This is a genomic window from uncultured Cytophaga sp. (assembly GCF_937863595.1).
Lineage (GTDB): Bacteria > Bacteroidota > Bacteroidia > Cytophagales > Cytophagaceae > Cytophaga.
Window position 1 is genome coordinate 1 of sequence record NZ_CALMGQ010000001.1, and the last position, 25217, is coordinate 25217.

Annotated in this window: 20 protein-coding genes; 3 read left to right on the top strand and 17 right to left on the bottom strand. The window is 38.1% G+C overall.

Features of this window, described 5'->3' with window-relative positions; all coding sequences use genetic code 11:
• Positions 1-16: 16 nt before the first annotated feature.
• The 16 genes from Q0543_RS00005 to Q0543_RS00080 all read right to left on the bottom strand — a co-directional run bounded on the left by Q0543_RS00005 (position 17) and on the right by Q0543_RS00080 (position 18387).
• The gene (locus Q0543_RS00005) at positions 17-541 is read right to left on the bottom strand and encodes an acyltransferase family protein (protein ID WP_299247270.1); all 525 of its coding nucleotides are present in this window, start codon (positions 539-541) and stop codon (positions 17-19) included.
• 51 nt (positions 542-592) lie between these two features.
• Positions 593-1405, bottom strand: a complete 813-nt coding sequence (locus Q0543_RS00010; protein ID WP_299247271.1) for a glycosyltransferase family 2 protein — start codon at positions 1403-1405, stop codon at positions 593-595.
• A gap of 5 nt (positions 1406-1410) precedes the next feature.
• On the bottom strand, positions 1411-1938 hold the full coding sequence (locus Q0543_RS00015; RefSeq protein WP_299247272.1) for a DapH/DapD/GlmU-related protein: 528 nt from the start codon (positions 1936-1938) through the stop codon (positions 1411-1413).
• A complete protein-coding gene (locus Q0543_RS00020) occupies positions 1939-3060 on the bottom strand; it encodes a glycosyltransferase family 4 protein (protein WP_299247273.1) in 1122 nt (373 codons plus the stop codon). It abuts the gene before it with no gap.
• Positions 3053-4258 (bottom strand): glycosyltransferase, encoded by a 1206-nt coding sequence (locus tag Q0543_RS00025; protein WP_299247275.1) that lies wholly within the window; start codon positions 4256-4258, stop codon positions 3053-3055. Before Q0543_RS00025 ends, Q0543_RS00020 begins: the two co-directional genes overlap by 8 nt.
• Positions 4259-4387: 129 nt before the next feature.
• A complete protein-coding gene (locus tag Q0543_RS00030; RefSeq protein ID WP_299247277.1) occupies positions 4388-5521 on the bottom strand; it encodes a glycosyltransferase in 1134 nt (377 codons plus the stop codon).
• Positions 5522-5556: 35 nt separating this feature from the next.
• A complete protein-coding gene (locus tag Q0543_RS00035; protein WP_299247280.1) occupies positions 5557-6609 on the bottom strand; it encodes an NAD-dependent epimerase in 1053 nt (350 codons plus the stop codon).
• Between the two features lie 31 nt (positions 6610-6640).
• On the bottom strand, positions 6641-7822 hold the full coding sequence (locus Q0543_RS00040) for a glycosyltransferase family 4 protein (RefSeq protein ID WP_299247283.1): 1182 nt from the start codon (positions 7820-7822) through the stop codon (positions 6641-6643).
• Positions 7823-7859: 37 nt separating this feature from the next.
• On the bottom strand, positions 7860-8903 hold the full coding sequence (locus tag Q0543_RS00045; protein ID WP_299247286.1) for a glycosyltransferase: 1044 nt from the start codon (positions 8901-8903) through the stop codon (positions 7860-7862).
• A gap of 1 nt (position 8904) precedes the next feature.
• On the bottom strand, positions 8905-10383 hold the full coding sequence (locus Q0543_RS00050; RefSeq protein ID WP_299247289.1) for a hypothetical protein: 1479 nt from the start codon (positions 10381-10383) through the stop codon (positions 8905-8907).
• Between the two features lie 74 nt (positions 10384-10457).
• The gene (locus Q0543_RS00055; RefSeq protein ID WP_299247291.1) at positions 10458-11618 is read right to left on the bottom strand and encodes a glycosyltransferase family 4 protein; all 1161 of its coding nucleotides are present in this window, start codon (positions 11616-11618) and stop codon (positions 10458-10460) included.
• 12 nt (positions 11619-11630) lie between these two features.
• On the bottom strand, positions 11631-12638 hold the full coding sequence (locus Q0543_RS00060) for a glycosyltransferase (RefSeq protein WP_299247294.1): 1008 nt from the start codon (positions 12636-12638) through the stop codon (positions 11631-11633).
• Positions 12631-14175 (bottom strand): polysaccharide biosynthesis C-terminal domain-containing protein, encoded by a 1545-nt coding sequence (locus Q0543_RS00065; protein WP_299247297.1) that lies wholly within the window; start codon positions 14173-14175, stop codon positions 12631-12633. The genes Q0543_RS00060 and Q0543_RS00065 overlap by 8 nt, the downstream gene beginning before the upstream one ends.
• 36 nt (positions 14176-14211) lie before the next feature.
• Positions 14212-15099, bottom strand: coding sequence for a hypothetical protein (locus Q0543_RS00070; protein ID WP_299247300.1), 888 nt, complete (start codon positions 15097-15099; stop codon positions 14212-14214).
• 37 nt (positions 15100-15136) lie between these two features.
• On the bottom strand, positions 15137-17599 hold the full coding sequence (locus Q0543_RS00075) for a tyrosine-protein kinase (RefSeq protein ID WP_299247303.1): 2463 nt from the start codon (positions 17597-17599) through the stop codon (positions 15137-15139).
• 14 nt (positions 17600-17613) lie between these two features.
• Entirely contained in the window at positions 17614-18387 is a 774-nt protein-coding gene (locus Q0543_RS00080; protein WP_299247306.1) for a polysaccharide biosynthesis/export family protein, read from the bottom strand.
• A 620-nt stretch (positions 18388-19007) separates the two neighbouring features.
• On the opposite strand from Q0543_RS00080, the gene Q0543_RS00085 reads away from it, so the two are divergent.
• From Q0543_RS00085 to Q0543_RS00095, 3 genes are all read left to right on the top strand, one after another.
• The gene (locus tag Q0543_RS00085) at positions 19008-22634 is read left to right on the top strand and encodes a T9SS type A sorting domain-containing protein (RefSeq protein ID WP_299247310.1); all 3627 of its coding nucleotides are present in this window, start codon (positions 19008-19010) and stop codon (positions 22632-22634) included.
• 113 nt (positions 22635-22747) lie between these two features.
• Positions 22748-22969, top strand: a complete 222-nt coding sequence (locus Q0543_RS00090; protein WP_299247312.1) for a hypothetical protein — start codon at positions 22748-22750, stop codon at positions 22967-22969.
• Positions 22970-22987: 18 nt separating this feature from the next.
• The gene (locus Q0543_RS00095; protein WP_299247315.1) at positions 22988-23554 is read left to right on the top strand and encodes a hypothetical protein; all 567 of its coding nucleotides are present in this window, start codon (positions 22988-22990) and stop codon (positions 23552-23554) included.
• Between the two features lie 402 nt (positions 23555-23956).
• Here Q0543_RS00095 and Q0543_RS00100 read toward each other — a convergent pair whose 3' ends face one another.
• Positions 23957-25024, bottom strand: coding sequence for a glycosyltransferase family 4 protein (locus Q0543_RS00100; RefSeq protein WP_299247318.1), 1068 nt, complete (start codon positions 25022-25024; stop codon positions 23957-23959).
• Positions 25025-25217 lie beyond the last annotated feature (193 nt).

The window sequence follows — 25217 nt, forward strand, 5'->3', positions numbered from 1 at the left end:
AAATTTAATCCAAATTCTAGCTATAAATCCGCTTAACTAAACGACATTGAATTATAGATGATAATATGGTTATTAAAATTAAAACAACGTGATTTAGTTTCAATAAAATTAAATAAATAAAAGGTGCAAATAAATAGAACTGCAATTCTATATCTAAAGACCAGCCCGTTCCAATCAATAAATAATTTGCATTTTTCTGACCAATAATAAATAAATTTGTTAAATAGAAAAACGGATTATTTAATTCTACATTAGTTAACAAACTTTTATAAAATACAGCAACTATTATACTAATAATTAATACCAAATAATAAACTGGCATTAAACGTAAAGTTCTACTTATTATAAAAACCTTATAGGGGTTTATATAATAAGTATATTTCTCATTATACATTTTAGCAATCCAATATCCACTTAAAATAAAAAAAATAAATACTGCTGCATGTCCTATTACCAAAAAATCTACACAATGATGCATTACAACTATTAATGCTAAAAACAATCTAAATAAGCCTGGGCTTTTTAAATTTATATATTTCATGGTTATAAATTCGTTTTTTGTGATTATTTGATATTTATATGATTCTATTTTTTATTTTTTCAATTCTTTTGTTCTCAATACAATAAAGTACTCATATATGGCTTGTAAAAAAGCATAATTGATACCGGCACTGCCATCTAAAAAGGCTCTTCGAATAACAACCATATAAAACCACTTGATAAAGGGTCTACAAGGCATTTTATAGAACAAGCCTTTTTGATGAAAGCGTTTTTCTGTAAAATCTTTTCCGAAAAGTGCTTTCCGAAATGAAAATCGTATTCCCGTATTGATGTCTTCCATGCGCATGGCTGCTTCCATATCTGCATAAGACAAGTGGCGTTGTATCCAATAGCGAAATCCTTTGCTAAAAGGATAATGATCGAGAAATCCTTCAATGCGTTTTGTTAGTCCATCGGGTATGGATACAGGATTAACCAAGCGTTCGTAACGCATTTTAGCTGGCATAAACAAGCGTAGATAAAAAGGCGAAATCTGTGCATGTTTCAACCACGTACCGTTCCAAGCAAAATCTCTGCGCTGTATTTCATAAGCCACTACTTCTGCTTCATCAAAAGCCATTTGTTGCAATTGTATTTGCAGACTTTCTGAAACCCGTTCGTCGGCATCAATGTATAAGACCCACTTATTTTCAAAGGGAATGTTTGCCAAGCCCCAATTTTGGTGGGCAGACCAGTTATCAAAGGTTCGTTGTATGATTTTTGCACCCGCAGCCTTTGCTATTTCAAGCGTTTGGTCTGTACTAAATGAATCGTACACCCACACATCGGTACACCAGCTTACCGATTGCAAACAGCCGGGTAAATCTTGTTCTTCGTTTTTAGTTAATATCAATACTGAAACCATAATCGTTATTTAGCTGGATTTCCTTTTACGGTTGCATGTGCTGCAACATTTTTTGTCACCACACTGCAGGCGCCAATAATTGCAGATTCGCCAATATACACGCCTGGCATAATAAATGCTTGTGCACCTATAAATACATGTGCTCCTATGTATATGGGCTTGGTAATGAGATTGCGTTCGGGCCGATCAAAAGCATGTGTACCACTGCACAAATAGGCTTCTTGAGCAACTGTTGCTTCGGGGCCAATTTCTATTTTACCCAAACTATAGGCATTGCTTCTGTCTCCTAAGCAAGCTCTGTGATGCATGGTTAAGTTCCAAGGAATTTGTATGCGTGCGCGTTGATGTACAAAGGGTGTACCATACATGCGTGCGCCAAATATTTTAAGCCACATAATACGCCATGGATTTGCCGGCTTGGGTGTCCAAGAACAACACAGCATCCACACATATTCCCACAGCAGCATTTTTACACGCTGTGATACTGTCCAAGGACTATCGTAGGGAGATTCTTGTGCGTATAATTCGTCCATTTATTTTATCAAGGTTTTAAAATCATTCAAAAATTGTTGGGCAATGGTTTGAGACGCATAAGTTTTCAATACCAATATAGCAGCTTTAGAAAGCCTTGCTGTTAGTTCAGGATCGGCAATTAACTCTTCAAAGATGTGTGTTAATGAGGCTATTTGGTTTGCCGAAGCTTGATCAAAGATACACCCATTTTTATGATCCTCTATAAAGTCATTAAAGCAAGGTAGTGCCGACACTATAGGTACGCATCCATAGGCCATAGCCTCTCTTGGTGCTACTGGTGCAGCATCACCGCTACCATCCTGAGCTGGGTAACAAAACAAGGTTGATTTTGCATACCATTCTTTTAGATCTGCTTCCTTAAATAAAGGACCAGTAAAAAGAATTTCAACTTTTGCGGGTGCAGCGAGTTCTTGAACTTCTTTCAAATAGGTATCACCACCACCCCCATCTTTAATTTCATGTGGCCCAACAATAACCAGCTTCCATTGTGCACGCATTTCAGCAGACAAGTCTAAATAGGCTTTTATAAGTACATCCACTCCTTTTTCAGGGTGTACACGTCCTACAAATAAAATGATTTTTTCCTTGACCGTACTTGTACTGGGTACATCAAAAGGCACGGGGTTGGGTATGTACGTCACTATAGAATGACTAGATACGGGAAGTTCCGCACGTATAGCTTGCTCTATAGCAGGTGAACAAGCACGCAAACGACCGATGTGCGTATAAAATTTCATTTGTCCTTTCGGCACACGTTGCACATCTGCATAGACCTTTCTGCCTTTTTTGCCTCTTAGTAAAAAAGGCAACCAAAATGTATTGGTTACAATCACATCTGCATCTGAAGGGATTTTAAAAAGCGCATGAATGGAATAAAACAAATCCAACAGCTTTAATATAAGTAAGGATTTAGGGGTATCGTACCCCTTGATGCGAACATATGTAACGCCATGCTGCATTTCAACAGTGGGTAAATCGGCATGCGTTTTACTGATGTGTGTTACCTTGTTGCCCACTGCAGCAAATTCTTGCCCCATGCGAAACCAAATTTTCTCAACAGCACCTCCTTGTATGGGTGGTACAGGCAAAAAAGCGCCTTGAACGATCACTATATTAAGCATTGTTTGTATACATTTCTGTTAATATTTTTTTCCAATTATGTGCAACAGAACGTGCATTAAAGTGTGTTTGAAACAACTCTTTTGCATGTTCTTTCATTGACTCTTTCTGAGCTGCTGTCAATTCCAACCAGTCCCTTAATAGCTGTAATGTTCCTTCGATTGTATCTGGTGCTACAATCCCTGCTTTCGCTTGTTCAATTTCTCTGTAAATATTTACTTTATCTGAAATTAACACAGGAATGCCACAAGCCAATGATTCTGCTACGGATATGCCAAAATTTTCCTGATGGCTCGGCAATACAAAGGCCTGCGCTCCATAAAACGCCCCCCATTTTGCATCGTGTTGCAACATGCCTGTAAAATAGATGTGCTCCTTTACACGGGCATCTGCATCAATATCTCTTTTCAAGTTCTGAGCATAGTCGGTATCCAAACCAGGGCCTGCAATAATTAAGTTTGGCAAAGAAGCTTTGGTTTCCTGCGCAAGTTGTTTATAGGCTTTTATCAATAAATCAATGCCTTTTTTTTCATGAATACGGCTTAAAAAAAGCCAATAGTTTTTTGCTAAGTCAGGATTTGAAAGATGTTGTAAAAAAGCTGCCTGCATTGTTTCTTGATACACTGGCGGCGCAACAATGCCATAGCCTGTATTGATTTCTTTTTGTGGTTTATAGGGCGTATAGGCTTTTCGTGCAAGCAACAATTCTTCTTCACAAGTAAATAAGACGGCATCTGCTGCATGTACCACCTTAGATTCAATCCCCTTCCAATACAGGTTGTTTCGCAGTGCTTTTAATTTCCGACCCTTCGTTTTTATAAAGTAGGGATCCAACATGCCATGTGGCATAATAAAAACCTTGGGTATGCGTTGCTTGGTATTTTTTAAATACTGTATGGCTTTATATACTGCATAACTGGGATATAACCACAAACCATGTACAATTACATAATCATATGTGGGCAGGTGTTCTTTAAGCCAAGGCAATAAATCTGCATGATAACACCAGGGCCCTTTCGATTTCCCAATAGCATGCATCACAAAGGTGTCTTTTTTGATAAAGGCTTCTTCGGCATGGTCGAGCGTTACTACCTCATTGCGAATCCCTTCCTTTAATTGCTCGGGAATGGAATTGCGTATTCCTTGACTCGGGCCTCCAAAAGATGGGTTCATGCTTGCAATAACACGAAGAACGTTCATAGTGATGGGTTGAAAGATAGCTGTATGCCCCTGTGAAGGGGTGTCTTTACTTTAAAGATATTGATTTATTTTAATATTTCCCGCTTCTATACTGATTCAGCGTGCATAAGAGAACAGATATTTCATTGCCTACTTCTTAGATGCGTCGTTTGCAATCTGTTGTTTGTAGATGTGCTCCAGATCTCGAAGCATGCTGTTTGTATCGAATTTTTTAATTTGCGCAAACCCTTTTTCAATCAAGGCTGTTCTTTTTTCTTTCGGGAGATGTACAAGTTGCTCCAGAATTGAGGCACAGCTTGCTGTTGTTTGCGTCGTATACAGGGGGATCAAACCCCCTGCATCGCCACTTACTTCAGACATGGGTGCGGCATCTGTTGTGATTACAGGACAGCCACAAGCCATCGCCTCTGCAATGGGCCAACCAAAGCCTTCTGCAAGCGAAGGGAATAAGAATACCTGCGCACCTGAATAGGCCAATTGAACTTCGTGATCGCTCAAACCTGTCAAAAAAAGAATATCCTTTTTGAAAGGTGAAGCTGCAAACACTTCTTGTATGCTGGCTGAAGGATTTGCACCTACCAGTACTAGAGGGAGCGCATTGGCTGGATATGCCTTGCGCCAAGCCTCATAGATCTTAATTACGCCTATTCTATTTTTGTACCATTGATTGCCGCCTACATGCAATATATAGCCTGCATGCAAGTCTCTTTTCGCATGTGTTGAAAGTGTGTTTCGACTTTCAATCACCTCGTGAATCTTAAAGTCTTGATTCAATCCATTGTACACGACGACAGAAGAGCGTATTTTCTTTCCGTTCAAAAACCGATGTAAGTCTTCTTGTGTTTTTTGGGATACCGATATAAAGTTTTCACCTTGAATGTAGCCTTTGTAAATAAATTTCTGATACAGCTTGCCCGTCCAACTCGTTGGGTTTTCTGGAATTTCACCTAGTGCCGAGCGTTGTGCTAAAAAATCGTGGCAATGAATGGCATGCGGCCTATGTTTTACCAAGGGAACCCAAGGGCCCAAGGCTTGGTCTGTAAACACAAACAAGCTATCGACAGGTTCTTTTCTAATTTTCTGTTTCACATTCAGTGGAAATACCACATATTGATCTATGTAACCCAACCATTTTTTTATAAAACCAGGTGCTGGGATTCGATAAAAAAATGGTTTCGGATACCACAGCTCTACATCATGACCGAGCTTTTGCATGCCCGTGGATAAGAGGCTTGCAAAGCGCGGCATGCTTTGTGATTTCATGAATTGTGGATGTGTAAAAAAAACCAAACGCATACTTAAATTTTATAGTAGTTGCGGTACCAAGCAACAAAATTTTCAATTCCTTGCTTCACCGAATAGCTGGGTTGATAACCCAAATTTGTAGCTAAATCCGATACATCCGCATAGGTAGATACAACATCTCCCGCTTGGAGTGGTTTTAAATTCCGTTCGGCTTTCATTCCTGTTGCGGATTCTATGGCATCAATAAAATCCGTTAACTTCACTGGTTTGTTGTTGCCAATGTTGTAAATTTTATAGGGTGCACTTGATGAAGAGGATTCGGGTTGCGCGGCATTCCAATTGGGATTAGGTACAGGTGGATTGTAGGCAACTTTTAAAATACCGTCTACGATGTCGTCGATGTAGGTGAAATCTCGGTACATTTCCCCATTATTGTACACGTCTATCGCTTGCTTATTGAATATGGCTTTTGTAAACAAAAATAAGGCCATGTCTGGTCTACCCCATGGGCCATATACGGTAAAGAAGCGCAGCCCCGTAACAGGGATTTGAAACAAATGACTGTAGGTATGTGCCATGAGTTCATTGCTTTTTTTGGTTGCGGCATAAAGTGAAATAGGATGATCTACCGATTGTTCCGTATGAAATACTTCTTGCCCATTTAAACCATATACGCTTGAACTGCTAGCAAAAACAAGATGTTTGATCTGATTGTATCTGCAGGCTTCTAAGATGTTCATAAAACCCGTAATATTGCTGCTTACATAGGCATCTGGATTTTCAATGCTGTAGCGCACCCCAGCTTGTGCAGCCAAATGCACAACCATCTCTGGTTTGTAGGTGGTAAAGAGTTGCATCAAACCCGCTTTGTCTTCTAAATTCAATTGAACAAAGGTGTATAAGGGATTTAATTTACTTTTTAAATGCCTGCCATATTGTAAGTCTCCGGGTTCGATGCCGGCAGTATGCAATCTGTTTTGTTTTAAACTTACGTCGTAATAGGTATTGATGCTATCTATACCTATTACTTGATGCCCTTCTTTTAATAAACGATTTACTACATGAAAGCCAATAAATCCTGCAGTACCTGTTACTAATACGATCATAAATTGCTATGATTTTAAACGAATGATGGTGTTATTTTTTCTGATTACATGCAGCAGCGATTGCTTCAGCCGTTGCTGTTAAAGAGTATTTTTTTAATGCTTCTGTTGCCCAATCAAAGCTGCGCGAATATCGTTCTAGTTCGGTAATGGCTTGCGCTAAGGCCTTAGAATCTCCCACAGGAAATGACCTAAATTGAGCCCAAGACTTAAAATCAACGCTAGAACCTACGGCTGTAGTCGTAATTACAGAACAGCCTGCTTGCATGGCTTCATTGGTTACCAAACCCCATGTCTCGCCCATTTTGCGCGAAGGCAATACGAGGATGTCGATTGCCAAATAATGTGCGGGTAATTCGGTTTGGTTGATAAAACCTGGAAAATAGGTTTTGACTCCATATTGGGTGTTTGCTTCCGCTGCCAATTGCTTCAGGTCTTTCTCCATTTCGCCACTTCCAATAAAATACAGGTGTATACGGGATCGTAGCGCTGTGGGAAGAAATGGAAGCTGAGAAAATAAAATATCTGGATTTTTTTTCGAAATAAATTTTCCTGAAAACCCAATTACCACTGCATCTGCTGCAATGCCCGCATTGGAACGCGCTTGAATGCGTAAGGTATTTTTCTCTGCTTCGGTATAGGAACTAAAGCGATCTACCGTACCGTAGCGCGCAGGTATTAATTTATGCGCAGCTACCCCATGACGTAGATAGTGCTGTTTGTTTAATTCGCCAATGTAAAACACTTTTGATAAACCCAAATAGCGTATGCGATAAATCACAGATCGAATAATGGATTTAAAAAACGAACGCTCCCCCGCTTCATCTTGCGTTTCGCAACGCAGCCAAACAGGAATGTTCCTTTTGCGTGCTGCCCGATATGCTTTGTGATCGTAGCGGTAATTCAAACCGGTAAGCAAAACTGCTTGGGGTTTTAGTTCATCTAAAAGCGCTTCAACTCCTTCGCCCGTTAAGGAGGACCAGCCTGATAAGGGCTTTCCCTTTTCGCAATTTAATACCGTATGGGTATAGCCATCTAGCATGGGATCATCCCATGCAACGGTTCGCCCAAAGCCCGCATCTTCGTGCCCACGCACCGAACAATCTGAGCCATACACTACATGTATGCTGCCATCAAGCAAGGTATTTAATTGACGCCAAACAGGGACTCTGTATTGCACAGGATGCGAATCAAATACGAGTAATTTTATTGCCATATAGGTATATTCCTTTAAATTCCTTTAAAAAGGGGATTTATGAATTGAATGTCTTATTCAAAATGAGGCGTGCAATGTCTTCATTGCCCGCTTGTAATTTGCGTACGCGTTGCATACCTGCAAGTCGTATGGCTTCGCATTTTGCTGGATCTTGCAATAAGTCTAGGCAGAGCGCAGCACATTCTTCGGCCGAAGACCAAAATACGGCTTCAACCCCTTCGGCATACATTTCTTGATGTTCGCTGGTGCGTTCTGCACAAAACAAACTCCCAATAAAGGGGACTTCTACCGACCTACGGGTGTGTAAGTCTCTGTTCCCTTTGGATAAAAAGCCCAGACATATTTTTGCCCCTTGAATGGCTGCCACATAGTCTCTGTCATATACGGCAGGGCCTTTCCAATATGCTTTGAGTTGTTCAAAATACGGACTTTTGTTCCAATGATCACCTCGTATACTGATGGGCACCCCTTTTTTTATTAACTCTAAGATAAATACATCTCTGTTTTCATGTTTCATCCAGGTGCCAATAAAGGCTACCTCTGATTTCATGTCTTCGGGTATTTCAGACAGTTCTACATAGGGCTTGTGCATGATTTCGTCGTAAGACATCAACACACGCAGCACGTCTTGCGCGCCTTTTTGTTTATACTCTGCGACATTCTGCACACGCAATACCGCACACAGATCATAGTAGCGTATTGCTTTTAACAAGGACATGAAGCGATTACCGTCTCTGCCCCCAGTTGGGTCGTCGTTATTATACAATACCACTGGCACGTTCAAGGTTTTTAAGGCCTTCATACTGACAGGTCCCAACAATTCGCCACTGTTTACCCAAACAAGGTCTGGCTTGGATTGTAGCTGTGTTAATTCTTTTTTTAAAGCATATTTTATCTTCGATTGTAAGAAGGTATATCCCGTATGGTAATGAAAAAAACTTTTCAATTTTGAGTTTACATTGAAATTTATAAAGTTCTTTGGATTAATAAATGAAACATCATTGCCCAAACGTTCCAATGCTTGTGCTCTATGAAATGCCGTAGCGCTCGATTTAGTTTCTCCTATGTATAAAATATTCATTTTAGTGCCTCTTTTTATTCATTTTATTCCTCTTTATAAAAAACAGAAAAAATAGCATTACTATGTCGATGATAAAAAATATCAATACCGTTCTAAAACTTACTAGCCACGAAAGGACAGAACCTTCGCCAATACTTAATACCATTGTCTGAAAAAAAACAGCCACTAAAGCCAAGTAAGATAATAATGTCGGCTTAATTTTATAATATAAAAACAAAAAAAGAACCCAAATTAATAAAAAGAAAACAGGATAACCAATGGAACCAACCCATCCAAAATCTGTGTATGCCCCTAAATAAATAGAGTCAGCCGTGTCCGAATACCCAATTGGAAAATGCGTATACAACAATTCTTCTTGTATGGGGAAATCTATTTTATTTGGTATAAGTGCACCTGGCAATGCCCAAACAAGCGAATGGATTAAATTATCTCCCATCATAAAATATTTTGCTCGTTCATCTAAATGTATGCATTGTGCGAGTGGGGTAGCTACTAAGGGTCGAGTTGCCAAATTCTTACTGCTTCGAACCTTCTCTTCTTCAATTAAGTCACTTGAATTTACATAGGAATCAAATGCTTGAGGCAAAACATCAATAGCACTACCTCTTACATCTTCAACATTTGAATTTTTAGTGCGCATAAAATTATTAAAAAGCAACAATTGTGATATGATTGGATATACGATTATAATCAACACTATTAATTTTATGATTGCAGGTCTTTTATTGGATAAAAAAATATACCAAAACCCTATAGAAATTAAATAAAAAACAAAACCACTTCTGCCTTTACTAAAGAAAATAAAAGCTAACACCAAAAATGATACAATAGCTAACAATTGTATTAACATTTTTTTATTTAACTTTTCATTAAATATTTTATAGACTAATAAAGCATTCAATATAATATGAATTGATAAAAATGTTTCGTAAAACACATTCCAAAATGGTTTTTGGCCCGCTTCATAGCCTTCAACTACTATAGAACGTTGTCCTACTATTCCTGAACCGATTAAGAGTAATTCAAATAAAACCAGCAGAAAAATATAAGCATATAAAGTAATATTTTTTATGTACATCATTTTTAACAATTGCTTCACCACATTTTGTTCTAAGCTTTGAATCATTTTTGCTGACCCTAAAAGCGCAAAGAAAAATGCAAAAACAATAACAAAAGAAATTGCAATGCAGTAATAGGAAACAGCAGACTCAAAACCCAATAAGGTTTGTAGGGATTCTTTCATTTCCATATTCTCAGAATAATGAATATAGGAAGACGTCAACCAAGCCATAAATTGTATGATACACAATACGATAGCCCCCAAGCGCATAAAACGCAGCATTTGGTTTTGGTTTTTAAGTATGGTCCAAAACCAAGCAAAACAAATGATTAATCCTACTATAGCTGCAATGTTGCCAACGAACACACTATCGAATAATGCAGCAAGAATCCATAAAGGTAGGGTGAACAATATTACCATGGGTAAGGGCAGTTCAAGCCCTAACCTAAACAATATGTCAAGTCGCTTTTTTTTATGAAACTGATTAGATAAGACTAGGCTTTTATCCATTTTTTTATTTCCATTGCCATGTTATTGCCATAACTATCCCATCCACCCAAAGAGGTTACTTTTTGCAAGGCTGCAATGCTCATCTTTTGTTGTAAGGCATGATCGTCGGCGAGATGTTGCATTTTTTCTGTAATGTTCTTAGGAGAACGAATGGGTACAATGAAGCCTTCTATGCCATCTGTTAGGATGTTTCTTGCTCCGGTATTGTCGGATGCAATTACAGGACAGCCACAGGCCATGGCCTCGCCCAATACCATCCCAAATCCATCTTGTATGCTGCTCAGCACAAATACATGCGAGCTGCTAAACCAATAGGGCAATTCGATGTTTGGCACGGTGCCTTTAAAAACAACCTGATTTAAATTAAATGTAGGAAGCAACTCCGCAATTTCCTTCGTTAAATGCCCTATAACAATAAATTCTTTTTTAGGATGTTTTAGATCAATGAAGGCTTGCAGTGCATCTAAAAACCCTTTTTGAAAATGGATGTTACCCACCCACAATACTCGAAAGGTCTCTGCATCGGGTTCTGCCACTTTTGAAAAACGCTCTAAGCGGGCGCCGTAGGGGATTACTTTTATTTTAGCATCGGCAATCCCTTGCTCCAAAAAAGATCTGCGCGCAAATTCGGATGGTACCGTTATGATGTCTGCCTGTTCGTATTCGTGTTGTTCCTTATCGATAACCCGTGGGTCAATACCTGCATAGGTATAACCCCAACGTTTGTATTCTTCCGTTAATAGGCTGTTTTGTGTTGCAATATGTGCAGAGCCTCGATCGCAGATAAACTTTCCACCCAAAGCCTGCATGGCACGACCCGAATGTAAGCCGCCACCAGAAAGTGCTAGGATAATTCCGGCTTCTTTCAAAGTACCTGCCACATGTTTGTCTAAGGTTTCGTGTGCCAAGTGCGCCCATTCCCGATTCAGCCATGCCCATTTATCCAATCCAAACTTGCCCCGTAACATATAAGGAGCCTGAACCCAAGGAAAGGTTTTAATTTTCTCTGCAGGTATGCCCTGTTCGTCTTTTAATTTAAACTTGGGATAGCCTGTCCAAATATGTTCCAATAAATTGTGTTTCTCAAATTGGCGAGCCAAATGAAAATGATGAAAACGACCTATTGAGATTTGCGTAACTTTCATGTACTATACGTATTATAAGGAACGATCGGGATATTGTTGATTGTGCTTCTTTTTTAATACAGATGCTAGGAACTTCCTGCCTATGCGTCCGCCAAAACTACACATAAAAACAGCCCAACGTCCCGTTGCAGAAGAAAATACAAAATCAGATTCTTTTACTACACGATCCAATTCTTTTAGATAGGCATCATTACCTCTTAAGGCACTTTTGAAACCAACCCAACGCTCTAAGGAATCATATACTAAGGTACCCATAAGTTTTAAGAGAAACACAGAATACACCTCTTGATTTGCTAATTTCCCAAATAAGCGGTTCACAATACGCGCTTTTTGACGAATGATTTCCCCTTGTTTGTTTAAGAAATTGGATGCTGCACCCGGATGTCTGCGCACAAAAACTAGATTTTGGGCGTCTATTCCAAAAGGGTGCTTCCCTGCGATTCTAGCCCACGCTTCAAAATCACCTGCATAAGGCATGTCAAGCCTAAAGCCCCCTATTTGGCCAATCAAGGATGTACGCAGCGATATATTAGATAAATTTCCAGGAATATTACCTGAAGTAAAAAAACATAAGGCTGCTTGTGAGGGATAAATCACTCCAGGAACCTTACCCGCTTTGAAAATGGTTGCGAGATTCTTGCCCACAGATTCATAATTGAACCGAACAAAGGCAATATCTGCTGGTGCCTGTTCCCAATAGGTATGAATGGATTGTAAGGATTGGCTGCTGGTGAAATAATCGTCTTGGCATAAGAGCTGCGTGTATTCACCGGTAGCTTCTTGAAACAAGGCATTTAAGTTGCCGAATATCCCCAGATTGGTTTCTTGATAAAAAATACGGATTCTGGGATCTGTTAAGCTGCGTAAGTATTCTCTAGACGCATCGGTAGAACCATCGTCGCTGATGAGTAATTCCCAATTTGTATAGCTTTGGTTTAAAACCGATTCTATGCATTCTTGTAGTAAAGGCAAGCCATTCCATACAGGTGTTATAATAGATATGTGTGGAGTATTATTCATTTTTCAGAAAACCCAAACCCGGCAATTTGGATGCGATTTGTTTTATTTTATCCAATGCTACTGCAGGCAATGAGGCAATATAGGCTTTGATGTTGATTAAAAACAAGACCATGCTGATTGCAACACACCCTGTTTTATAGTCGGTAGGCAGATAAATCATTGCGCCCATGGCGCTGGCAGCAATCAATACAGAGCATGAAGCCAACATGGATGCTTTTTTAGGCCAAGCCATGTGTTGGGATTCCAACCATTTTTTTGCTTGTTGGCGATATAAAAAAGCAGTTATAATTTCTGCTGCCAATAAAGAAAAACCAGCACCCACAATTCCAAAATATGGAACCAAAAGTACCATACCCCCTACTACTACGATTGCAGATACAGCCGAATTAAGCACTTGCACTCGGAGTAAATTATTCCCACGAATGACGGTAATGGCGGGCTGCGCAATTGCATAGACCAATACCCCTAATGAAAGTACGGCAAATAAAAGCGGATTGAATGCAATTTTATTTCGGGTCCAACTTGCGAATAAAGGTTCTGCCAACAATTGAAAAACAACAACTCCTGGAGACATCACAACAACAACAATCATCCAAACGGTAGCAAATGAGGCATCGGTACGTTGTTGATCGCGCTGATGCAAGAAGCGCATCAATTCAGGCATAAGTGGGTTTGTTAAGGTTCCCAAACCTTGTAAGGCGATATTTGCTCCGGTACGCATGGTTGCAAAAGCGGCAACCCCAGCTGCGCCTGCAAGTGGGGCCAATATTAAGCGAGCACCTTGTTGACGTGCATTTTCTAGTAAATCTTTTCCCGACAAAGCCAATGAATATCCAAAATCTATGAAACCCAATTTAATGGAACTGGTGACAAAACCAATGCGTTCTTTTTTCATGAGTCTGAAAATATCGGCATACAAGGGAATGTTATAGGCTACTGTTGCCAAGGCAGCTACAAGTCCAGCTCCAAAGAGCCCTGCTCCAGAAGCTACTGCAATTACAGGAGCTGCAGAAGTAATTATAGTTGCCCATACACCCCACCAACTCATGCGGGGATAATACCCAAAAGGTGTTAATGCTCTTCCTAAAATACCGCCTACACTGCCACTTAATAACCAAGCAATGGAACTAAATAATAAGGCCCATGCAGCATCTTGTATTAAGGTAGGTTGTGAAAGGATTGCCTTTTCCCCAATCAATACATGCGTAAAACCGCTTAGTGTAAAACCCAATACAATGGCTATTTGAAGTAGACCAATGGTTATTCCCATCCAAACACCAGACCATACATGTTGGGCGATTTCTTCTCTTCTATTTTCGCCCAAGCGCAAAAATTCAAAACCCAAATAATTCTGAAAACCCTTGTCTAAGGTCGATAAAATATTGAGTACTGCTTGAATCGCCAGCCAAATTCCATACAATTCAACTGGCCAATAGCTTAGGTATACTGGAACCAATACTATTTGAGAAACAATCGAAATGAAGATTCGTACCCATGATGCAGCACTCCCTGAAAGGATCCTATTTGTTGCAGACATACGTTGTTGATGTATATTGAAGCATGAAACTTATATTTAAGAAAAGATGCTTTTTAAAACTTGTTTGTAGCTGTGTATTTCTTTGTTGATTGCCACTTTGGTATTGTAATACCATGCGCCCAGACGATCTGTATTTTTTTTCTTCGGTGTATGCAGGGCTAAGGCAAACTGCTCTGCAAAGGGAGGTTGTTCCAAGGGAAAGCGAATTGCTTTGTGCCAATGGCTGGGGTTTGTTGGATGCAGAAACTCGGTTGTTTCATCCCAATTTCTCCATTTATGCAAAAACCAAGCTGGTGTATTTACTTCTTTTGCATGCCCCCAGGTTTTGAGTTTTTCATGCATTTGCTCATCCGACATCACGTAACCATAATGGTAACACACAAAATCAATTATCTTGGGCGCACGCGCATTGGTTAATCGTTTGCTTGTAAAATGGATGTCAGAAGCGCAACGCAAGGCAAAACCTGCATTGGTACCTTTTATACTTCCGTTTGAATACGTGACCACATAATGAGACGATTTCCAAAAATTATACCAGGTAGTTATCAATAAATCGTTTTCGGTATTGGAAGCTAAATAGGCTTTTATATTTTCCCATGTAGCCTCGGTATAGAATTCATCGGCATCTTGAATTAAAAACCAATCAAAGCCCTCCGCTTTGGCTTTCTGCAAACAGGCATTGCGCATGGCCTCTTCAGTATCCCAGTCTCCTTGCACAATTTCAATTTTGGAACTCGAAGCTGACTTTTGAATATCCGCAAGCGTGGTTGGGTTTGCACCAGTATCTCGGGAGTCTTGTACATAGCCCCAAGGGCGATTGGGATAAGCAATGTAAATTTTATCTACATGCGGCAAGGCGTTTTCAAGTACCGCTTGTATAAAACGTGTTACATTATAAGCTAATATATGAACAGCAATTTTCATGAAAATAAAACAGGGATGTGTCCCTTCATTTGTGCGTTTATGATTGCTTCTTAGTTACAAAGTTTTTAAATCCTGCAATGAAAGCTTGAATTTTAGATGGCTTCTGATCTCCTTCTTCGTAATAGCCGGAATAGGCACCATAGTAATAGCCCATGCCATAGGAATTGTATTTATTGTGCTCGGCACGCGCATCATTTAAAATGATGCAGGCGTTTGGTACATCTTCTTTTGCGCTCAATTCGTTGATAATTGCCAAAGACTGCTTCGCCGTCATGCCTTGACGCACAATGTAGGTTGTTACATCTACTTGTTTGATTACGTTGAGATAATCAACTACCAAACCGATAGGCGGACTATCTAAAATAATCACATCGAATTCTGTTTTCAAATAGGCAATCAATTCGTACATCTTTGTCGAGCTCAACAATTCCGATGGATTGGGGGGAATGACACCGGAAGGGATAAAAAACATATTTTCATGTTTTTTAGAAGGTTGTATGATTTTTTTCATCTCCACCATCCCAGCAAGGTAATTGGACAAACCTGTTTCTTTGTCTTCAAACAATTCTTTATCGATACGGGGTTTGCGTAAATCCATCCCAATCAATACTACTTTTTTGCCTGCAATGGAATAGATGGATGCCAAATTGATCGCAATAAAGGTTTTTCCTTCCCCACTACTAAAAGAAGTTACCCCAATGATTAATCCTTTTTTTTGTTTCAATATAAAATCCAAATTCAATTTGATGGATCGGAAGGATTCAGATAAACCCGATTTGGGTTTGTCCAATACACTGTTTCCGGTAGCAGCTAGCGAATGAACCACACTGCCGATAAAAGGCACTGAACTAAATTCTTCTATGTCTTCTTTGGTGTATATTTTATTATCCGTAAAATACACATACAAGCAAAACAATAAAGGTAAAAACAAAGCCGCTATAATTGAACTTGTGTATAATGTCTTTGACTTGGGCGAAATCATACCGCCATCGTAAATATTTGCCACATCTATTAGTTTATTGTCGGGCGTGCTGGAAGCTTTTGCAATACTGGCTTCGGCTCGTTTTTCCAACAAATAATTATAGATCCCATCATTGACATTAAATTTACGTTCGATGTTTAAAAATTCGCGTTCAGTTACCGGCAATTTGCTCAAACCCAATTGTATGGATGCTATATTTTTGCTCAATTCGCTCATGCTGATTTCTGTTGCCCGATTCAAATTGTTTAAATTTTCGAGCAAAGCATCTTTGGTATAGCGGATTTGGCTTTCGATGTTTTTCAAAAAAGGATTATTGGGGGACGAACTGTTTTTCATCACCGTTTGCTTGTCGTTACCCAAAGCAATCAATTCCCCAATCAAACTATTGAGATTGGGATCGTTGATATCCAGTGTGCTTGGTACAACCAAAGCCGTATAATCTTTTTCAGCCGATACATATTCGCGTATGTATTGAAAATACTTTTGACGGATATTTAATTTAGCCCGTTCGGATTCCAATTCTTTTAATTTGGTATAATCTATTTGTGCTTCGTAATTGATGTCCATCACCTTATTCTTGGAACGAAAATCTACCAAATCACTTTCTACCACATTTAAGGAATCTTTGATGACATGCAATTGATAATCTATGAAATTAATGGTATTGACAGCTATCTGGTTTTTTTCCACCAATCCTTGATTGATGTAGACTCTCGCCAGCATATTGGAAAAGGCAATGCATTTATTTAAGTTTGGACCATTCACACCAATATTGACAATGGACGCTTCTTTATTAACCGGAATAACGGAAGTTTTTCCTTGCCAATAGCGGATTTGAGATTCAATGTCTTGAGCTACAAAATAATATACATGTCCAATTTGATATGTAAGAAAACTGTCTTTTTGTAGGGTGAAAATACTGTTTTCTATGTGTACAGGTTTTCCAAACGTCCCTTGGGTTTTAAAATTCAAATAGCTATTTTTTGAATAGCTGCGTGTATCATCTATACGATTATAAAAAGTGGGACTTTCGGTATCTATTTTTATTTCAAAGGTAGAATCCGATAAGGCAGACACATATATTTTGGTATTGGTAATTTGCGGTGTCATGGTATCGGGTATCACCTGAAACTGCTTAAAGGGATAGGCTTCTATGTCTTTGATGGTACCCGAACTGTAATACGAATATCCAAAATCCAATTGCTGCATGGTGCGGCGCATCATGGTATTGGATTTCATAAAAATCATTTCATTTTCCAAATTATTATAAGGCGCAAACATTTGTGCCCCTTCTAAAAAATTGGATGATCCCCAGGCATGACTGGAGCGATCTTTAATAAATACTTTTGCCGATACACTGTAAATAGGTATGGTGTATTTTAAATACATGTACACCACGCCAAAGGAAAGGGCTAAGGAAAGGGCAAATAAATACCAATTGCGGCGAATGATTTTAAAAAATTTATTAAAATCCAAGAAGCCTTCCTCTTGTTGTGTATGTGTAACCTGATTGCTCATGGTATAAAATAATTTTAATTTCTGCTGATAAAATTTAACACTAAAAGAATGGTAGAAACACTGGCAAAAAGCAAGGTTAAACTTGCCGTGTTGAATTTTGCCACACCCGATTTGTTTGGTGACACATAGACTACATCATTGGGTTGCAGATAGAAATAAGGATTGTACACAACATTGATATTGTTTAAATCAAGTGTGGCTTTTTCAAAATGCCCATCTACAAAATTACGAATGACTTGAATGTTGGATCGCTTTCCGAAATCCGTTAAATCACCCGCACTGGATAAGGCTTCCAAAACCGTAACACGTTCATTTGTAAAAAAAACGACACCAGGTCCTTTTACTTCTCCCATCACCGTAATTTTAAAACTCGCAAACTTTACAATCACGGTGGAAGTAGATACCATTTGCTCTACTTTTTCGGTTACAGAAGCTTTAAACGCATCCAGAGTCAAACCCATAGCTTTAATGGTGCCTAATATAGGAAGCGCAACATAGCCAGTATCGTTCACCAAATACCCTTTGATGTATAAATTGTTTGGTGTAGCTTGTACATTTACACCTTCTGGTTCCGTGTTAAAAAAGGAACTCAAGCGGGGTTCTGGACTCAATATTTTAATGTACAATACATCTCCCGGACGAAGTTGATAGCTTAGTATGGGATTGTTAAAAACCTTTGCAGCCGTATCGCTGATGCTCCCTTGAAAATAGGTCTGCTTTTTAATTTTTAAACAGGATTGGGACAAAAAACCACAAAACAGCAGAAAAAAAAGAAAATATCTATTCATTTGACCTTGATATAATAATGTTGGAGTTGAAGCATTTTTATAGCTATAGTACAATAATACGAATAAAAAGGGCATTATAAAAGGGATAAAGAGAAATAGTGGACAGTGGACGGTAGTAAGTGGACACAGTGGTCAGTGGACCAGTGGATAATGCCTGTCCCGCTTTTGGGCGGGATTCAGGAAAAAAGCATCGAGTAGCTTGGTAGAAATTTAGAATTTGCTATTGTTCCAGCAAACGCCAAATATACCATTTTTCAAATTGGCTAAACAAGCTGTATGTAGTATCCTGTAAAATTGATTTCTTACCATTCTCTTACATCAGTAGCTTATTGCTCTCAAACCCCATAACCTTTTAATTCTAAATACGATATAAATACGAGCAATACTGCTTTTGAATGCTTTACATAATATATAAAAATATTCAAATAATCCTATCTGTACGTTTATTGTGAGTTTAGAATTGTATATCTTCTAGAATGTTGATTAATTTAAGTTCATAATAACTATATTTGTAATTGGCTGAATGTACAAGCAGTAATTCAATTAGATAAATTACGTTTGAAGTAAAAATGTTCGAATCGTATTTATTTTATAACATAGTACCTTAACACGTTAATTATATGGGATCTAAATTTTCCGCTCTATTAAAATACTCAAGCATATTATTTTTGAGTACGCTTTTTTTTCAAAGTCAGGCTGCAACCTATTACTCTCAAAAGAGTTTAGGAGGAAGCGCTAATCCAAACTTGTTATCTGCATGGAATTCTTCCATTGTAGGTGGAGGCTCCAACCCAAGCAATTTCACTTCGGGGGATGAGTTTCACATTGTAAACGGAGACAATATGATTGCTACTGCACTTTGGACCGTGTCTGGTGGCGGCAAATTGGTTATAGAATCGGGCAAATTTACGGCAAATGGTTTTGACCACAATCTTACAGCAGACATTCAAAATACAGGTGAATATGCTGTTAAATCTGCTTATAGCAATTTAAATTTAGGTGCTGTAAGTACTACATCAACCTTTACTGTGGAATATGTGCAAGGAGGAGTAATAAATCACATGCGTTATATAACTTACGGCGGCAATTTAAATGTCAAAATTACAGCAACATCTATTTTAACTGCAAGTTTTAGCAATAACTTATTTGTAGGAGGCAATCTAATACTTACCTCTACAAACATTAACCAGATTTACTCGATGGATAATGGAGGTACAACTACAATTTCTGGCAATTTAATTTTAAATAACGGAACATTCTGCACAACCTCCTCTTCTTTCAATCCTACATATAATATTGGCGGAAATATAATTATCAATAATGGCATTTGGATGAGTACGAAATCACCTGGCTCACCTACATTTAATATTAATGGTGATTTAAAAATGTTCAATGGTACGTTTTATGGAAACTTCAATTCAACACCTGCTAGTGGAAATTCAACCTATAATATTTCTGGAAACATCTCTATAACTGGCGGGAAATATTATGCAAAGAACTCTAATTCTTCAGGTTTCCCTACGTATAATTTAAATGGGATTGATAAAACAATTTCATTTAATGGCGCAACTATTTCTAATGACAATCATATCGTAAATATACTTGGAAGCTATAGTCTGATATCAGACTTTTCATTGAGTAATACATTAACCATAACTATTGGAAATTCACTTTTAATAGGAACTAATACGTTAACACTTAAAAATAATTTTATCGGTAACGGGGCACTAATTGGTGGTGGCACTTCTAATTTAACTATTGCGGGATCACCTGTAAATACGATATTATTAAAAACAATCACATTAAATACCTTGACTATATATAATGGGAACGTTACTGTTGCTTTAGCAGCTCCAATTACGGTAACTAAAGCATTAAATTTATTGGCAGGTAAACTGAATAATACTTCTAACGCCCTTCTTTTATCTTCAGGTTGCACTATTACTAAAAGCGCAGGGAAATTACTGAAGGCACCGACTTATTTAGGTATAATTAATCTTGTATATACAGATAAGGCTAATTTAATGGATTTGGAAATCCCTTTTAATAATTCTACCGTTATCAACGATTTAACCTTTAACAATCCTGTAATAATTGAATTGTTAGATAATATTACAGTTAATGGGACTCTAACAATTAACTCCGGTGCATCCTTTAATAACAGAAGTAAAACGCTTACTATTCGAGGAAATATTGTCAATAATGGTACGTATTTAAATACATATAGCACTACTCTTTTTGATGGCACAAGCACACTATTAGGTAGTTCAGGTTATACCTTTAACAATATTACCATTAACAATGGAGCAATATTGACTTCTTCAACAGGTATTGTATCCATAAATAATGATTTTATTGTAAAAACTGGAAGTGTTTTCAATGCAAATACTGGCACGATAGCCTTTGAAAGAACTGCTGGTAGTCAATCCATTCCTGGAAAGATTCAGTACTATAATTTGCAATTAAATTATGCTTCCAATAAAATTCTTCCAGCTATAGATACCGTATTTGTAGCTAATATTCTTAATACAGGTGTTAGTAATATATTGACCACAACAAACAGTTCTATTTGTTTTAATGGAGCAACGCAATCTATCCCTACACTTGCATACAACAATTTAATTTTAGCAGGTTCGGGTACAAAAACGCCTGTTTCTTCGCCTTTAACTGTATCAAATAATTTAGCTGTTTTGGGTGGAGCAATTTTAAATGGTTCAAACGCTACAATTAATTTAACGGGCCAATGGACATCTGCAAATGCAAACTCATACAGTGGTTTAAATGGATTGGTTAATTTTACTGGATCTACTCCTAGTAACATCAATGCAAATGGTGCAAGCTTTAATGATGTAAGCTTCAACACCACTTCAACTGAAACATTTACGTCTGCTGCAACGATTACAGGTATTCTTACATTGACAAAAGGTACCATAAACACAGGTGGGTTCTTAGTTGTTAATTTAACTACTGGTGCTGTTAGCGGTGCGGGTACAGGTACATTAAATGGCAATGTTACCTTTGTTAAAAACATCCCTACTGCAGCTTCTAACTTCTTAGCCTTCCCGGTTGCAGGTGCAACAGCAAATGACTTAGCGGATGATTTTGAATTTGTTAGTCCTTCTACTAACAAATCTCGTTTGTCTATTTGGGATTGCACTACACAAAAATACTTAACAGGGCAACCGATCAATACAGCCTTTACTCAAGGTATCGGATTTCAGTTTTATGCTACGGTAAGCGGTGATGTAGATGTTACAGGTGCCTATGCACATGCGGCAAGCTATACCACTACTGCTTGTTCTGCAGCTGCAAATAAATTTGTATTGGCAGGTAACCCCTACCCAAGCACTTTGGATTGGAACAGCGCAGGTTGGACCAAAACAAATTTGAATGATGCACTTTACTTCTTTAATCCAGCATCAGGCACCTTTGCTACCTATATCGATGGCATACCAAGTAATGGTGGTTCTCCTTACATTCCATCTTTCCAAGGCTTCTATATCACTACAAATGGTGGTGGAATAGGTTCATTAACAGCTACAAACACAGTACGTACAACTGCAATCAATCCAAATCTATACAGCAGAACGGCTGTATCAAGTGCATTTGCATTAGAGGTTTCCTATAAAAACTATACAGATGAAGCGGTTATTGTTTTAAATGACAATGCTTCATTTGATTTTGAAGGCGATAAAGATGCGCTTAAAATGATTAACCCAGACGCTGCACCCTCACTTTATACTAGCTCATTAGGAGTAGATTACAGCATCAATTCTGTTCCTTCTTTAGGTTCAAGTTATGTGATGCCATTGGGTCTTAAAGTAACTGAAACAGGTGCGTACACCTTTATTCCTAAAAATGTAGATGCAATTGAAGGTAATGTGTATTTAGAAGATAAGACTACTGGTGTGTTAGTAGATTTAAAATCAAACCCTACACATACCGTTACAGTGGATTCTACGCAAACAAATCGTTTCCAATTGAGATTTGCAAACAGTGGTACTTCAACTACAAGCGCTACAACAACAACTATTTATTATTTTGATGGTACAATCAATGTTACCTTGGTAAACTCAAACACTACTGGCAATTTATCCCTTTACAATGTATTGGGTACTGCAGTAATGAGCAACGTTGCTGTAACTGGTTCTGGTCAAATTTCAACAACAAGCATTGCACCTGGTGCATATATTGTTAAAGTTGTTGAAAATGGTACGATTACTTCTAAAAAAATCATCGTACAATAAATCTACTTCTCATTTTAAATTAAAAGTCCTTTGTTAAAACAAAGGACTTTTAATTTAAAATCGTTAATTTAGTGGAACACTACACATTCAATACGCTTTTAATCAATACAACAATGAAAAAATTTATCAACCTAAGCATTTTATTTATTGGCTCTTTTTATCTTTCAATTGCATCTTTAATGGCTCAGTGCCCGGATGGTTGCGAAGGAACATTCCCTAATTGCAATCCATGTTTTGATACCTCTACCCCAATTGATGGCGAGACAGGCTTGTTATTAGTTGTAGGTTTGGCTGTTGGTGGCTATCGTTTGATCAAGAAAAAAATGGCTTCTTAGTCAAGGATGGTTTCAGTCTTGATACAGTTTTTAAAATCCCTTTACGCTCAACTACAACAGAATCGCATTGCATTTTTCTTTCTGAAATCTGTCGTTGTTTTTGTTATTTTAAAATATTCCTTCTTAGCATTTATCGGTGCGATGGATGTAGGAGGTTTGTTGTATTTCCCCATATTGGAAAAATACGACATTATACAAGTTGTACGATACAGTTATATAAACCCTACAAATTGGATTGTTCGTTCTTTAGGCTACCCTTCGTACGCCTATAAATTGGGCGTGACCATTTTAGGTCCAGGTGGTGTACAAATCAATAACTCTTGTTTGGCAATCGAGACAATGATTGTTTTTTTCACACTCATCTCGTGCTATCCAAGTACCCGAAACAAACTCGTGCATCTACTTATTGGCTTAAGCTGCATCTATCTTTTGAATCTATTGCGCATTGTCATTGTATGTATTTCAACCACCCATTCCATTCGCGTAGCAGACTTAAACCATACCATCTTTAACTTAGTTGTGTATGCCTTTATCATTATCTATTTCTTTTTTTGGTCGAAAGAGAAGGCCGTGGCATTACACTAGACGTATAAGAACGGAGTACTAAGGCGGCTATTACTGTCAGGAAAAGGCACTAGGTACGAGAAAACAGTTGTCAGTGAACAGTGGTCAGAAAAAAAACAGCTAGGTGTTAGTAGGGAGAAGTATAAAGTACTTAGTATAGAGTACTAAGACGGCCTCATCAGAATAAAATAATTGGGCAGGAAAATATTAGCTAGGTGCTAGTTTCTAGACGAGGAAAATAAGATTCTCTTGATTTTAACAATTGGAAAGGATATTGAAAAAAGTTTTTTAAATTTTATTTTTTTAAATTTTCACTGACCAATATTTACTGACTACGCACTAATAATTAAACGTAAATCTCCCGTGCATACCAGGATGTATTTCATTCATGCTTCATAATTCATAATTCATAATCCTCTTCCTCTATTTTTTAAGTACCGAAAAAATCTCTTCTACAAAACGTGAAGAATCAAATCGTTTCTGAGCAGCTTCTTGTGTTTGTACAATTTGATGTTTAAAATTGAGGAGTTCTGTTGTCACTTTTAGTAACGTGTTTGCCAAAGCACTTGAATTTTGTGCTTCCGCCTTAACAAAAGAAGTGTATCCACTTATATCCTTAATACCGCCTTGATAGGTAGAAACGACTACATTGCCTGTAACGTATGCTTCTATGATACTGAGGGGCTGCCCTTCCATGACATACCAGGTTGGCAGCACAAATACATCGGACCAATACAATAAGGCTTTTTTTTGCTCAAAGTCTGCCTGTCCAAAAAAATACACACTCTCGCCGAGCGCTTCTATTTTTTTATTCAGAGAATCCCCTATCCCCTTTTCCATACTCCCAGCAATGGCAACTTGAAATGCCTGTTGTTTTTCATTCTTTAGAATCAGTAGAGCATCCAAGAAATCCAATATACCCTTACCCAACATTAAATTGCTTAGGAATAAAAACCTTGGCTGCGCATGTGATGTGCGCGCAATGGGATTTCCAATTAGACGGGGATCGTAAAAATTTTCTACTACATCAATATGTGCCTTGGGAAATGTTTTGCTTAAATCTGCTGCCAAACCAGATGAAAGTGCAATAATGGACTTACTGCCATGTAATAAATGTTTAAACATCCACTTTTTTAGGGGACTCATTCCATCATACGCATTGCATACATAGCCTCCATGTATGTGCAGCACATAAGGCGTACCCAAAAGCTTAGCCAAACAAATAAACGGAGTATATTTAACCAAACCCCAAAAGGTTTGTCCAATGGCCATATAAATAACATCTTCCCCTAGAACTTTATAGAGGTATTTATAGATATAGAGAAAGGTGTAAATTTTTGATATACTGATCTTGTCCCCTTGTCGGGATGCAATTGCACCTGTTTCGGTATTGATTTTAGAAACAGCCTCTCCTTTTATAACGAGTTGTTGGTATAAAAATTCATTACTTACAGTTACCCCATTTATTACAGGCGGAAATGGCCCGATCATTAAAATCTTCATGCATTATATATAAGTAGCGCAAAATTACGGAATTATATACGATACGACCTACGCATAAAATTATAATATGTAATAAAAGGTTGATTTGTGGAAAGAAAGAGAGAAAGTACGGAGTACGGAGTATAGAGTACGGAGTACGGAGTATAGAGTACGGAGTACGGAGTATAGAGTACGGAGTACG